Below are 13,632 nucleotides of genomic sequence, written 5' to 3' on the forward strand. Positions count from 1 at the left end.
AGAGTCGGCTGAGAGAAAAGGTAATAAGTAGATTATGCAAAATGTGGGGGTTTTAAGTGGAAGAATTCGCTTTGTAAGGGGCGAAAGTGAATAGTTTTGATGCTAAATTGACTGTTTTATAGTTTTATTAGCGATATTCTAGTATTTATATTTAAGATTAAGGGAATCAGAGCTTATAATTAATTGGTTATGGTATGAATCTAGCTGATATCAGCTAATCTTGCACTGATATCAGCCAAACTCGGCACTTTATCAGCAAATCCAGCACCATTTCAGCCAAACTCGGCACTTTATCAGCAATTCCTGCACCGTTTCAGCCAAACTCGGCACTTTATCAGCCATTCCTTCACCATTTCAGCCAAACTCAGCACTTTATCAGCCATTCCTTCACTAGGTCAACTTACCCCCAAGGCATTTCTGTACTAATAACATTTGCAAATGCTTTACTATGCTCTCTTCTATCTTTTCGGATTTTAACACGCTGCTCCGCTGTATTGTAGAGCATTGTTTCTTCCTCTGATTGCGGAATAACCTTGGGAATACGCTGTGGCTTGCCATTTTCATCTAAGGCAACAAAGGTTAAGAAGGATGTTGCTGCAAGTCTTCTTTCGCCTGTTTTTAGGTTTTCAGCTATTACCTTCACAAATACTTCCATTGAGGATTTACCTGTATGTGTTACATATGATTCTAAGCATACAGAATCAGTAGGGCTAATAGGAAATAGAAAATCAACAGAGTCTGTTGAAGCGGTAACTACATCACTTCTTGAATGCCTAGATGCTGAAATAGAAGCTACATCATCTATATAACTCATTAGCTTTCCACCAAATAATGTATTATGATTATTTGTATCAATAGGGAATATTCGGCTTGTTTTAACTACCAAAGATTCCTTGCAATATTTTTCTTGTTGAACCATCATCTCCGAACAACCCCTTCCTTTATTTTATGCAAGTAATGGAAATTGCAATAAAAATATTGTAGAGGAACCTTCTGAATTTTGTAAAGATAAATGCCCTCCTTGTGCTTTTGCTAAAAGAAGGCTATATGGTAATCCTAAGCCTAGGCCACGCTCGATATCTTTCTTATTCTTTCCTCGATAGAATCGTTCAAAAATATAATCCTGCTCATCTTCTGGAATACCATAGCCATTATCCTCTACCAAAATGTTTACATTCTGTTGGTCATAGGTTAGGCTGATGGTTATTTTTCCATTTTGCTTTCCCTTGATTGCATGTAAACTATTATTTAATAGATTGACGATAATTTGCTGAAAACGCACACTATCTAGCATAGCATAAAGCGGTTTCTCTGGATTTACAAAGGTTATCTCCGTAGTTGCTAAAGCGCCTCCATGGACAATTTCCCATTGATAAATAATTTCCTTTAACGTGGCCTGTACATTTAGCTTTTCCTTATTCACTTTAATCGAACCTGCACTAAAGCTATTAAAATCTAGTAAATCCTCCACCATATTCTGCAGTCTTCCCGCTTCCTTCAAACTCATTGTTAAAAATTGTTTTTTCTTATTATCAGGTATGACATTGTCATTTACAGCTTGTATTAATGCACTAATAGAAGTGATCGGTGTCTTTAATTCATGGGTGACACCTGCTAGTAATTGGGTCCGCAAACTTTCTAATGCATAGAGCCTTTTTGTCATTTCATTAAACGATAAAACCAATTGGTAAAGTTCTTTTTCCTGCACATCTTCATTTAACTTAATATGATAATTTCCATTCATTAAATGTTGGGCAGCACTGGCAACCTCTTCTACGGGCTTTGCTAGTTTTTTAGACAAGAAATAAATGACAAACCAGCCAAGAAATGCTAAACTCAGCAGCAATAATCCTAGCAATTGATATTCTTCTTTATTTAAATGTTGTAGCTGATTATGAGGCTGAATAATATAGACAGAACCTATTTGCTCCCCTCCATTTATAATGGGAGCAATGACAACAGATGCTCTTTGCTTATTCCATAGCGTTACTTTTTTAATGGTTAATTCACTTACTAAAGGCAAAGACTCAATCAGCTGCTGACTTTCTAGAGAACTTAGAGGAAAATTCTGATTCAGAGAACGGACATTTCCTGAAGTATCTTTAAGAAAGGCATCTAGTGGCTGTCCTTCATTAATAAATTTCTGTCTATCCTGCAAAAACGGTAGCCGAATATCTTTGAGCCTTCCTTCCTCCATCTCATTGGCATGCTCCGCTATTTCCTGGGCAACTAATTTTGTTAGTTCTAGGCGATTCTCCAATGCATTATGGCGAATCCATAATATAGAGACAATGCCAATAATCAAGAGGCCCCCACATAATGTGAGCAAATACCTTTTCGTCCAATAATAAAGAAGAGGCGTTTTTTCTTTATTGTTTTTCCTGAATATAAAATTGATAGCCAAGTCCCCGTAATGTTTTAATTTCGCCATCTTTCGGATCCCACCCATTTAATAATTTCCTTATTCTTTTAATCGCCAGGTCAACTGCCCGATCACTCCCATCATAGTCTCTTCCCCACACATGGTCTAGAAGCTGATCCCTTGTAAAGGTTTGGTTGGGATAACTTGCTAGAAAGAGAAAAACAGCAAGATCACGAGGGGTAAAGGGAACCTCAATTCCATTAAGAAAAACCTGATGTGACACATAGTTGATTTTTAAATCACCATAGTATTTAACACGCTCATCATCGTCTTGATAATGAGAAGACCTTCTTAAAACCGCTTGTACACGCGCAATAACTTCCTCTCCTACAAAGGGCTTTGTTATATAGTCATCAGCCCCATTTTCAAATCCTTTTAACTTCTGTTCTGTATCGGATAAGGCCGTAAGCATAATAACTGGACATGCTGATTTCTTCCGAATATAGGATAGGACACCCCAGCCATCCAAATAGGGCATCATGATATCTAATAGGATTAAAGCGGGCGTTTCTTCTTCAAGCTTTTGTAAAGCCTCGTCTCCATCATACGCATAATCCACATCGTATCCTACGTTTTCTAAATATGCTCCTAGAACCATGGAAATTGCTAGTTCATCTTCTACAATTAGAATTTTTTTCATCTACTTTTTTCCTCATGCTTTATTTTTTCCTAGTGAAATCCATTATACCGCTAATTTAAATAATAAAAAAATAGATCAGACCTTTTCTGCTAACAGATGGCTGATCTATTCCTTTTATTATTGATATCTTAATGCTTCTAGTGGACTTAAATTGGAAGCCTTGTTAGCTGGGAAGATTCCAAATATAACCCCAATCAAGACAGAGAAACTAACCGACCCTCCAACTACCCACCAAGTAATCTGGGAAGTCATATCTAATGTACTAGACAAAATTTCTGCGCTTCCTATTCCAATAGCTGCTCCAAGAATTCCACCTAACGCGCTAAGTACAATTGCTTCAATTAAAAATTGGAGCATAATGTCTTTTTTTCTAGCACCGATTGCCTTTCTAATTCCAATTTCCCTTGTTCTTTCCGTAACCGAAACAAGCATGATATTCATGATTCCAATTCCCCCAACAATTAAGGAAATACTCGCAATACCGGCTAATAATAAGGTCATTGTATTAGAAACAGAATCCAAAGCCTCTGACACAGAAGATTGATTTCGCACAGAATATAAAGTTTCATCTCCATCAAACTGATTGTATAATTTCTGCTTCATTTTTGCCATTCCCATTTCTACTGAATCCTCATCCGTCATCAATACAGTTGCTGATGTAACGTATGTTTGTCCGATAAAACGCTGTGCTGTTGTAAATGGGATAAGAACGGAATCATCAACCGATCCAGTTAACTCTTCTCCTTTTTCTGCAAGCACGCCGATTACTTTATATGTTGTCCCATCAATTTGAACCGTTTGATCGACTGGATTGGTGAATCCGAATAATTCTGTTGCTACATTATACCCGAGGACTACTACTTTATTGCGATTGTCTAAATCAATATCCATCACATTTCTTCCTGACTGTACAGTAATATCCTGCACGGTTTCATAAGAAGTCGTAACACCAGTAACGGTAACACCAGAACTTGATGTTGTTCCATTTTTAAGTGTACTAGAAGTTGTGACTGTTGGAGAAACTGCCTTCACTTCATCATATTCCTCAAACGACATCAGTTCATCATAATCTACAACCTCTTCATCACTCGAATTTCCTGAAAGATTGACAGAAACGGTTGTCGTTCCTAACCCCGAAATTTCATCGGAAACGGAATTAGAGGCTCCCATTCCTAATGAGGTTAATGCAATGACCGCTGCTACACCAATGATGATACCAAGCATGGTAAGCACCGCTCTTAATTTATTCATTGTAATATTTTTAAAAGATATCTTGATTGCTTGTCCTAATCTCAAGAGACAACTACCTCCTTTGTCTCTGCTAACCGGCCATCCTGAATGCGAATAACTCGCTTCGCCTGTTTCGCAATTTCTAAATCATGGGTTATTAATATAATGGTATGCCCTTGTCTATTTAGATCTTTCATTAAATTCATTACTTCTACTCCTGTTTTACTATCAAGGGCTCCAGTAGGCTCATCAGCAAGTAAAATCGGAGGATTCCCAGCAAGAGCACGGGCAATTGCCACGCGCTGTTGCTGACCGCCAGATAATTCTGTTGGTTTATGTCCTGCTCTTTCTAATAGTCCTACTTTTTTCAAAGCTTGTAAGGCAATTTCTTTTCTTTCCTTACTACCAATTCCTCTATAAACCAATGGTAATTCTACATTTTCAAATGCAGATTGTTTGGTTAGAAGATTAAAGGATTGAAAAATAAAACCGATCTTATGATTTCGAACCTCTGCTAACTGTTTGCTTTTTAAGGAGAAAACATTTTGTCCGTCTAAGTAATATTCCCCAGAATCTGGAGTATCTAAGCAACCAATCATATTCATGAGCGTTGATTTACCAGAGCCTGACGGACCAATAATCGCAATAAAATCGCCTTTATTGACAGTGAAACTAACATTATCTAATGCAGTAACCGTTTCTCCTCCAAGCGTATACTCCTTCTTTACATTCTTTATCTCAACAAGTGCATGCTGTTCAATCATTAATTTCCACCTCCAAATCCACCGGAAGGCATTCCGCCACCTTGGCCTCCTTCTGGCATCTGACCTCTACCTTCACCACTTGGCATTTGGCCGCCGCCAGGGAACATACCTTGTGTCTCACTATCACTTGATGATTCAAATGTTGGCAGTACAACAGTTGTTCCTTCCTCTAAACCACTCTTTATCTCTGCTACCTCAGTATTTTCAAGTCCTACTTCAACTGTTTGTTTAGTAGATTCAGTTTCTGTTGTTCCATCTTCATTTGTTGTGGTTCCAGATGCCACTAGCACATAATATTCGTCATCTTCCTTCTGTACTGCTTCAATCGGAACAGTGATGACATCTTTAGCTGTACTTGTTGTGATAGTTGCTTCTGCTGTCATACCAACTAATAACCCACTTGGCTTGCTTATTTTGACCGTTACAGCATATTTCGCAACACTTGTACTATCGCTATTTGCTTCTTTCGCAACACTTGTTACCTTTCCAGTAAATTCTTTGTCTTCAAGTGCGCTCACGCTTATACTTGCTTCTTGTCCAACCTTCACTTTAGAAATATCTAATTCATCTACATTTACAACCATTTCTAGATGATCATAATCCGTAACAGTAACGACTTCTGTTCCCATCGATACATTTCCATCTTCCTCTACATTCAAGGCAGTAATTTCACCAGAAAAAGTAGCTTCAATTGGATCAAGTGTATCATCTTCAAAAGTTACTAGTTCATCACCTTCTTCTACTTCATCCCCAACTTCGACTAGCACTTCATCAACAGTTGCGTTCCCTTCAGAAGTATAGGTTTCTTTATTAATGGTTGCAATGCTTCCTGTCCCACTTATCTCTATTTCTACATCACCAGTTTCAGCAGTAGCCGTTTGCGTGCTAACCTGTGCTCTTACTTCTGTTTGATTATCATTTGTAAAATAATAATAAGATCCAATTCCTGTACCTATTACTACTACCGATACTCCACTAATAATCCACTTCTTTATACTTTTTTTCATCTTTTGCTTCAACCTCTTTCTATTCTATTAAAATAATTATTTATTCGTCTGAATGTCTTGTCCTGCTGCTTACAAGTAATAGAATAAAAAAGAAATGTGTCAGGAATAAGTCAGGGGGAAATTTATTTACAAAAAATTTTTCGTTGGTGAAAATAGTTTACATTTTTTGGGGATGATGACTCTGGGGAAGTAGTGGTGGAGCTCTATTACCTTTTCCTTCTTTTCTCCTTTGCTTTGGGCTTTGAGAACGGCTCTCTGTTACCTTTTTCTTCTTTTCCCTATGCTTTGGGCTTAGAGAACGGCTCTCTGTTACCTTTTTCTCCTTTTCCCTATGCTTTGGGCTTAGAGAACGGCTCTCTGTTACCTTTTTCTCCTTTTTCCCTATGCTTTGGGCTTAGAGAACGGCTCTCTGTTACCTTTTTCTCCTTTTCCCCTTTGCTTTGGGCTTAGAGAATAGCTCTCTATTACCTTTTTCTCTTCCACAACTGTCTAATGGTAACTGATAGGGATTCTCTATTCCCTTTTGCCCTATTCTCCCCAACCTACGGGCACAGACTCAAGACGCATCGCCCCACTTAATTTCCCACAAAAAAAGCCATCGACAACTTCTACGTTGCAGACAGCTTTACTAAAACTTATCTTTTCCCACCCCACTCCAGCTAACTTTACAATAAAGGCTCGGTACTATCCTTTATGCCTACTAATCCTAAAATTGTTAAAAATAGATTTTGTGGGCCAAGATATGCATCTTTTGGATCAAAGTATTCTTCTAACGTATGAATGCCACCGCATGCTCCTCCTGCTCCTAATGTAACAGCAGGGATTCCTAAACTGATCGGCACATTTGAATCAGTGCTACTAGCAGATGAACGAACAGGTGTTAACCCGATGCTTTTTCCAGCTGCGATAACCGTTTGAACAATCGCAGCCTCTGGATCTTGTGTTCCTGCTGGGCGATTTCCAACTTGTTTTATCACAACCTCAATCGCTGTTTTTTCACTGCTCCAGCGGTTATTTTCCTCTTCTGCCGCTTTTTCCAAAATAGCCAATACCTTTTCCTCTAACTGAAGAAGTTCTTCTTGTGAATTAGACCGTAGATCAACCATCATGCTTGCCTCTTGCGCAATCGTATTGACAGAAGTTCCTCCAGTTATGGTACCAACTGTAAAAGTCGTTTTCGGATCAAGCGGTGTTTCTAAATCTGCCATTTCACTTACCGCTCTACCTAAAGCATGTATCGCGCTCGGTATTCCAAAATCCCCAAAGCTATGACCACCAGAGCCTTTATACGTGACATGATAGCGGTGGCTGCCTGTCCCTAAATAGGTAATCTCTTCTGGTGTACCAGGCTCTAGGGAAATAAATGCATCAATATCCTCCCTATCCTTAAACAAGCCTTTCACGCCGCGCAGGTCTCCTAATCCTTCTTCCCCAACCGTTGCTCCGAAGATAATATCACCTTCTGTTTCAATATTCGTTTTATGAAAAGCACGTAAAACCGTCAACACTGCAGCTAGTCCTCTTCCATCATCCGATATTCCAGGTGCGTACACTTTTCCATCCTTCCACTCTGCTGTAATGACTGTTCCTTCCGGAAATACTGTATCTAAATGGGCACAGACAAAGATTCTTGGTCCTTTTCCTGTTCCATATCTTATTCCAAATACATTCCCATGCCGATCCTGTTGAATATCATCTAAACCAAATGATGCTAATTTCGATTGAAAAAGCTTTCCTTTCTCTGCTTCCTGAAAGGACGGAGCTGGAACTAAGGTAAGCTCAATTTGTTCATTTAATGTGTTCTCATCATCCTCTTGCAAAAACACGAGTCCTTCTTTTACAAGCTGATTTTCAAGCATTTTCGTAAATACACTTTCCATTTTATTCATTCCAATAATCGACATATCTCATTCCTACTCTCTTTGTATTTGGGATTAAAATGCTGATTCTTACTGTCCCATAGCTTCTACTCAAAAGGATTGTAGAATCGTTGACCATCATAAAAGGTAATAACAATACTACTAATAAATAAAATTGCTATTAGTGAAATAGCGAGATAATCTCCTATATCAAATGGTTTTTCCCGGTACCAAGTTCTCGTTTTCTTTTTGCCAAATCCTCTTAGATCCATCACATTGCTTATTGCTTCAATTCGATTTAAGCTTACAAAGATTAATGGAATAATGATTCCCATTGCATTTTTCCCACGTGTTATAAGAGAAGCCTTTCTTGATAAATCATTTCCTCTAGCTTGCTTGGATAAGGCGATATTGCGGTAATCTCTTTGAATATCTGGAATATAGCGCAAGGTTATACTAATTGCATAGGTAATGCGGTAACTTATGCCAATCCGATGAAAGGATGAAGCAAATTCACTAGGATTGGTCGTTAAAATAAATAATAGAGCGATTGGAATAACCGTAAAGTATTTCAATGTCACATTAAACAAATAAAACAGCTGCTCTGTTGTTACCTCATAGGGACCTGCTAGTGAAAAAAGCAAATGCTCCGTGCCATAAATTTCGACGCCTTGTTTCGGTGAAAATAAAAAAATAGCTATATTGTTTAGCAAAAGAAATAAACCAAAAAGGAGTACAACAAAGGAAACTTCTTTCCAGCGAATTTTAGATAATTTAAACAGCGTAAGTCCAATGACTAGCATGAACACTAATATCCGCGTATCATATGTAAGCATGGCTGCAAGGGACCATAGTATAAAACAAAGTAATTTAGTAGCGCCGGCAAGACGATGAATGGGTGAATTTTTGTCTAAATAGGCTAGCATTTCTGCCATGTTTTTCTCCCCTCTTGCTCATATGAAATAAATGCGTCAATGAATTCACTTGGACTTTCCACCTGCAAAAGCTTTGCCATTTCATAGAGAGACGTTTCTTTCAAATTGGCAGCTTTCATTATTTGTGGATTTGTTAATATATTCGCAGGACTGCTATCTGCGATGATTTCTCCATCCGCTAGCACCATCGTTCTACTTGTATATTCCTGAATTAAATGCATATCGTGAGTAATGATCATCAAACTTATTCCTGTGCGATTTAACTCGAGTAAAAAATCCATTATTTCTGTATAATGATATAAGTCTTGTCCTGCGGTTGGTTCATCTAATATCAATATCTCCGGATTTAATACTAAGATGGATGCAATCGTTACCCGCTTCTTTTGCCCATAGCTTAAAGCAGAAATCGGCCATTTCCGATAAGGAAGCAGGCCACAGATATTCAGTACTTTCTTTACTCTCTTCTCTATTTCAGTTGGATTCATCCCTTGATTGATTAGACCTAATGCAACTTCCTCCTTAATCAAGTGCTTTGAAATCATATGATTTGGATTTTGGAGGACAAATCCTATTTTTTGCCCCTTTTCTTTAATGGTAAGCTTGGTAATATCCATACCATTTAAGAAGATGGACCCTTCTTTCGGCACTTCAAACCCACTAATTAGCTTAGCAAGAGTCGATTTCCCAGCGCCATTTTTCCCAACAATGCTGACCATTTCTCCCTTTTCTAATGAAAAAGACAAATTTCTTATCCCTCTATTCTGATGTGGATAAGTAAAAGACAGCTTATCTACTTCTAGTAAAGTCGCTTGTTTTTTTCGTTGTAATTCTCGACTTCTCCCTTGAAACCACTTGATTACATTCTGTCTATATTCCTTTAAGGGAATCATAGACAGAGGGTGAATGGGTATATGATTAGGCAAACGAACGCCTGCGTCCTGTAATAGTTTTACATAAAGTGGTTTTCTCAAACGATGCTTATCTAATAAGCTAGAAGTGAGTAATTCCTGGGGAGAAAGATCTGCTATTAAGGTTCCATGATCAATGAGTAAAATCCGATCGACCTCTGCCTCTAATACCTCTTCTAATCGATGTTCAATAATAATAATGGTGTTATTATGCCTTTTATGAATGTCTGCGATTAGATGCATCGCCTGTTTGCCAGCTACCGGATCTAAATTTGCTAGTGGTTCATCAAAAAGTAATATGTCTACTTCTTGTATTAAGACACCTGCTAATGCGACTCTTTGCTTTTGTCCCCCAGATAGTTGATGAATCGAAGCATCTAGATACTGCTCCATCCCTACTAAAGAAGCTGCTTCCATTACTTTTTCTCGCATCAATTTCGAGGAAACCTGATTATTTTCTAATACAAATGCAATATCCTCTCCTACTGTTAATCCAATAAACTGAGTATCTGTATCTTGCAATATAGTTCCCACAGATTGGGATAGCTCATAAATAGTCTCCGATTTAGTTTCCTTCTCTTTTATCCTAAGGCTCCCTGAAATCTCGCCTTCATAAGAAAAAGGTATTAATCCATTTACACAATGAGCCAGGGTGCTCTTTCCGGATCCAGAAGGTCCTACGATTAACACTTTTTCCCCTTCATAGATTGTTAGATTGATATTCGATAAGGTTGGCTGAGACTGACTCCTGTATTTAAAGCCGAAATCTTTAAACTCTATTATTGGTTTATTCATCCTACTCTCCCACTTTTAAAAACACATATCTCGTTGTATTCTCGAAACTCAGTAATTGGGAACAAACTGTCGTTCATATGGTCCACTTCCTATAATTGGCCAATTTGCTAAAATGTCTCTTCTTTTTCTAAGCTATTAGTTTTACTAATTGTTTTGGAGTAAGCATAGATTAATAATGTTCCAAGCACTGCTACTGTAGCGATATTTAAACCGCCTGCAACTAGCCCTTGTAAAATAACTTTATTGATAGGTTCTGCATAAATTAGCACATCCAATAGAGGTGCCAGAACGAACCAGCCAATTGCTTGAACGATTATTTGGACAACATTAAATGTAAGTATCTGTTTCAAGCCAAAAATGCCTTCTTTTATGTTTATTTTTTTCCAAGCTAGACCAAAACCAACTCCGACTATTCCAGATACAATGATCCAGCTCCACCAAGGTGAGCCCCATACTAGAATATCTTTTAATGCGTGACCTATAAATCCTATTAGCCCACCTACGACTGGTCCAAATACTACAGACATTAATGCAAGAAAAGCATAGGAGGTTTCAAAGGATGTATTTGGAACTCCTGTAGGTATAGCGGCAAATCTTCCTAGAATAATAAATACAGCGGCACCAATCCCAATTGCTACAACATTTTTTGTTGATAAAACGGTTTTTCTTCCCATTTTTTTGTCTCCCCCTTATTTTCTTCTATATTATTTTTAATAGAAAAATCAACTTTTTTAACCCTATGTAATCAATTCGATTTACATCTTCCAATTTAATCCAGTTCCTTTTTATACATGGCACATACCGTCCCATCACTCCAAAGCCAGACTGAAAACGAATGCTCCCATGTTTCATCCTTCCTCTCATTCATGTGTAGTTAACCTATTCTTATGTCACTTTGATTTAAAATAAGCCTTATTATTTGAAAACTTTTATTTTTCTAACAATTAACATTATCTTACAAGATTACAACCTTTCATGCAAGATACCTCTTGGCAATTCGTGTTAGTTAAGAAAGAAATTCAAGAAATCTGTGCGCTCTATTCTATAAAAAAGACCTAAATATACTTGATGTATAGTAAAGGTCTCTTAGTATCCACTTTAAAATAAAAGAAATATTGTTCCTATTGTAATAATCACACAGCCAATCAGTGTGTTTTTCGTTGGCTTTTCTTTTAAGATAATAATGCTTAAAATGACGGTAATGACGACGCTAAACTTATCAATTGGTGCTACGATGGATACTTTTCCAATAGAGATTGCTGCAAAAAAGCAAAGCCATGACAATCCTGTTGCTATTCCTGATATGATTAAGAAAAGATAGCTTTTTCTAGATATTGTTTTTATTTGTGTTTGCGTTCGTTGGAAAAAGACTATTCCCCAAGCAAAAATAATAATAACGATTGTACGAATAAAGGTAGCCACATTTGAATCTACTTCTTCTATCCCAATCTTGGCGAGAATCGCTGTTAATGCCGCAAATACTGCTGATAGCAACGCTAAAAATATGTATGAATTGGAATACGATGTTTCAGCACTCTTTTTAATTTTTCCTATTAAAACAAAAGTTCCTATCGCTATTAGCGTACCGCCGATGACAATTGCCGTCGTCACAGGCTCTCCTAAAAAAACAAACGAAAAAAGAATCGTTAAAATAACACTCGATTTATCAATTGGAACTACTTTTGAAACATCGCCAATTTGGATTGCTTTAAAATAGCATAGCCATGATAGACCTGTTGTTATTCCTGATAAAACAAGAAAGACAAGAGACTTCTTACTAACAAAAAATATACTATCTAATTGTTTCGTAACCAAAACCATTAATAAAGCCATGATTAATACAACAATTGTTCTAATTGCCGTTGCTAAATTTGAATTTACATCTTTAATTCCTATCTTTGCAAATATTCCTGTTAATGCTGCAAATACTGCTGCTAGTAATGCCAATATAACACTCATTGAATCACCTCTTGATCTATATATTCCTATCTTAGTTTCAATAAGACTCCCGTTTGCTTATCCGTGTAAAATCGTGTTTATTCATACACCGCCCTCTCGATGAGCAATTATTGGGAAAAATACCGTTTTCACTCTTTTTATTCTTACTTCCTGTTTAAATCGGGATAAAATTCCATTGACGGACATACGGTATCTATTATATGATTATTCACTGTGTGAAAGATATCGTTTAACGTGGTTCGAGACCATCCCACGTAAAAAAACTAAGGGAGAGAAAAGCAAAAATGAAAACAAAAACCCTTGCAGTTAACGGCTTGGTGGCAGCATTATATGTTGCTGTTACGATTGCAATTGCGCCAATTGCATTTGGAAACATTCAATATCGCGTTTCGGAATTATTTAATCATCTAGTTGTATTTAACAAAAAATATATTTATGGGATTGTCGTTGGCGTATTTTTAGCAAACTTATTCCTTTCAACCATCAAGCTATACGATTTAACTTTTGGGGTTGCTCATTCCATTATTTGTTTGTTAATCACAATTGGTATAAGCAAGTTTGTTAAAAGTCATCTTTTACGAATGATCATTAATACACTTGTATTTACTTTTAATATGTTTATTATTGCCTTTCAATTGCATCTTGCACTTGGATTCCCTTTCTTAATCACTTGGGGAACGACAGCTATTGGTGAATTTGTTGTCATGGCAATCGGAATACCTATTATGCACTTCTTAAATAAACGGATTTCCTTTGGGAAGTTAATGGATTAAATAAACAGATCAAAATAATCTTGCTCATTAAGATTATCTTGATCTTTTTTAGTTTTATTCCTTTTCTTTTATATGAAATATATATTAGTATTTAATATGGACTATTAAAATCCAATCATTCTTTGTTCTCTGAAGGCTTTCACATGGAATAACCCTGTTCCATGAAATAGGAATAACCACATCCATTTTCTGTATTTTTATACTTAAATAAAGTAAATTTAGTATAATTACGCTGTTTCACAAATAATTACTCAACTTTCGCATACCAAATTAGGCAGGTAAGCTCTGATATAACTAGGCAGACCTGCAATCCATTGTGATAGTTGATTTTTAAGTAATT

12 protein-coding genes and 1 riboswitch are annotated in these 13,632 nt (G+C 36.9%); of the genes, 1 reads left to right on the plus strand and 11 read right to left on the minus strand.

Annotation, left to right across the window (positions count from 1 at the left end; genetic code table 11):
* Positions 1-400 precede the first annotated feature (400 nt).
* The 11 genes from ACTNDN_RS18620 to ACTNDN_RS18670 form a co-directional block, all read right to left on the minus strand.
* Positions 401-922, minus strand: coding sequence for an acyl-CoA thioesterase (locus ACTNDN_RS18620; RefSeq protein WP_031539199.1), 522 nt, complete (start codon positions 920-922; stop codon positions 401-403).
* Positions 923-946: 24 nt separating this feature from the next.
* Entirely contained in the window at positions 947-2,305 is a 1,359-nt protein-coding gene (locus ACTNDN_RS18625) for a HAMP domain-containing sensor histidine kinase (protein WP_251629712.1), read from the minus strand.
* Between the two features lie 64 nt (positions 2,306-2,369).
* Positions 2,370-3,062: a response regulator transcription factor gene (locus ACTNDN_RS18630; protein ID WP_031539201.1), complete on the minus strand. Its 693-nt coding sequence runs from the start codon at positions 3,060-3,062 to the stop codon at positions 2,370-2,372.
* A gap of 117 nt (positions 3,063-3,179) precedes the next feature.
* On the minus strand, positions 3,180-4,358 hold the full coding sequence (locus tag ACTNDN_RS18635; protein ID WP_251629714.1) for an ABC transporter permease: 1,179 nt from the start codon (positions 4,356-4,358) through the stop codon (positions 3,180-3,182).
* Positions 4,355-5,056, minus strand: coding sequence for an ABC transporter ATP-binding protein (locus tag ACTNDN_RS18640; RefSeq protein WP_235252035.1), 702 nt, complete (start codon positions 5,054-5,056; stop codon positions 4,355-4,357). The genes ACTNDN_RS18635 and ACTNDN_RS18640 overlap by 4 nt, the downstream gene beginning before the upstream one ends.
* The gene (locus ACTNDN_RS18645) at positions 5,056-6,063 is read right to left on the minus strand and encodes an efflux RND transporter periplasmic adaptor subunit (RefSeq protein WP_251629716.1); all 1,008 of its coding nucleotides are present in this window, start codon (positions 6,061-6,063) and stop codon (positions 5,056-5,058) included. The genes ACTNDN_RS18640 and ACTNDN_RS18645 overlap by 1 nt, the downstream gene beginning before the upstream one ends.
* A 665-nt stretch (positions 6,064-6,728) precedes the next feature.
* Entirely contained in the window at positions 6,729-7,967 is a 1,239-nt protein-coding gene (locus ACTNDN_RS18650) for a M20/M25/M40 family metallo-hydrolase (RefSeq protein ID WP_251629717.1), read from the minus strand.
* Between the two features lie 62 nt (positions 7,968-8,029).
* Complete coding sequence (locus ACTNDN_RS18655) at positions 8,030-8,857, minus strand: energy-coupling factor transporter transmembrane component T family protein (protein ID WP_031539211.1); 828 nt, start codon at positions 8,855-8,857, stop codon at positions 8,030-8,032.
* On the minus strand, positions 8,842-10,560 hold the full coding sequence (locus tag ACTNDN_RS18660) for an ABC transporter ATP-binding protein (RefSeq protein ID WP_441131748.1): 1,719 nt from the start codon (positions 10,558-10,560) through the stop codon (positions 8,842-8,844). The genes ACTNDN_RS18655 and ACTNDN_RS18660 overlap by 16 nt, the downstream gene beginning before the upstream one ends.
* Positions 10,561-10,667: 107 nt before the next feature.
* Complete coding sequence (locus ACTNDN_RS18665; RefSeq protein ID WP_251629720.1) at positions 10,668-11,234, minus strand: ECF-type riboflavin transporter substrate-binding protein; 567 nt, start codon at positions 11,232-11,234, stop codon at positions 10,668-10,670.
* A gap of 424 nt (positions 11,235-11,658) precedes the next feature.
* On the minus strand, positions 11,659-12,519 hold the full coding sequence (locus ACTNDN_RS18670; protein ID WP_031539216.1) for an EamA family transporter: 861 nt from the start codon (positions 12,517-12,519) through the stop codon (positions 11,659-11,661).
* A 228-nt stretch (positions 12,520-12,747) separates the two neighbouring features.
* Positions 12,748-12,792, plus strand: a riboswitch (PreQ1 riboswitch).
* A gap of 11 nt (positions 12,793-12,803) precedes the next feature.
* Here ACTNDN_RS18670 and ACTNDN_RS18675 point away from each other — a divergent pair.
* On the plus strand, positions 12,804-13,292 hold the full coding sequence (locus ACTNDN_RS18675; RefSeq protein ID WP_031539217.1) for a QueT transporter family protein: 489 nt from the start codon (positions 12,804-12,806) through the stop codon (positions 13,290-13,292).
* The last annotated feature ends 340 nt before the right edge of the window (positions 13,293-13,632 follow it).

The sequence above is a fragment of the Niallia sp. HCP3S3_B10 genome, from assembly GCF_052064465.1.
GTDB classification, from domain to species: Bacteria; Bacillota; Bacilli; order Bacillales; family Cytobacillaceae; genus Niallia; species Niallia hominis.

Bases quoted from the DNA above. Each gene is read 5' to 3' on its own strand.
- ACTNDN_RS18675 (WP_031539217.1), top strand. From the start codon at position 12,804: ATGAAAACAAAAACCCTTGCAGTTAACGGCTTGGTGGCAGCATTATAT.
- ACTNDN_RS18640 (WP_235252035.1), bottom strand. From the start codon at position 5,056: ATGATTGAACAGCATGCACTTGTTGAGATAAAGAATGTAAAGAAGGAG.
- ACTNDN_RS18660 (WP_441131748.1), bottom strand. From the start codon at position 10,560: ATGAATAAACCAATAATAGAGTTTAAAGATTTCGGCTTTAAATACAGG.
- ACTNDN_RS18630 (WP_031539201.1), bottom strand. From the start codon at position 3,062: ATGAAAAAAATTCTAATTGTAGAAGATGAACTAGCAATTTCCATGGTT.
- ACTNDN_RS18620 (WP_031539199.1), bottom strand. From the start codon at position 922: ATGATGGTTCAACAAGAAAAATATTGCAAGGAATCTTTGGTAGTTAAA.
- ACTNDN_RS18650 (WP_251629717.1), bottom strand. From the start codon at position 7,967: ATGTCGATTATTGGAATGAATAAAATGGAAAGTGTATTTACGAAAATG.
- ACTNDN_RS18645 (WP_251629716.1), bottom strand. From the start codon at position 6,063: ATGAAAAAAAGTATAAAGAAGTGGATTATTAGTGGAGTATCGGTAGTA.
- ACTNDN_RS18670 (WP_031539216.1), bottom strand. From the start codon at position 12,519: ATGAGTGTTATATTGGCATTACTAGCAGCAGTATTTGCAGCATTAACA.
- ACTNDN_RS18655 (WP_031539211.1), bottom strand. From the start codon at position 8,857: ATGGCAGAAATGCTAGCCTATTTAGACAAAAATTCACCCATTCATCGT.
- ACTNDN_RS18665 (WP_251629720.1), bottom strand. From the start codon at position 11,234: ATGGGAAGAAAAACCGTTTTATCAACAAAAAATGTTGTAGCAATTGGG.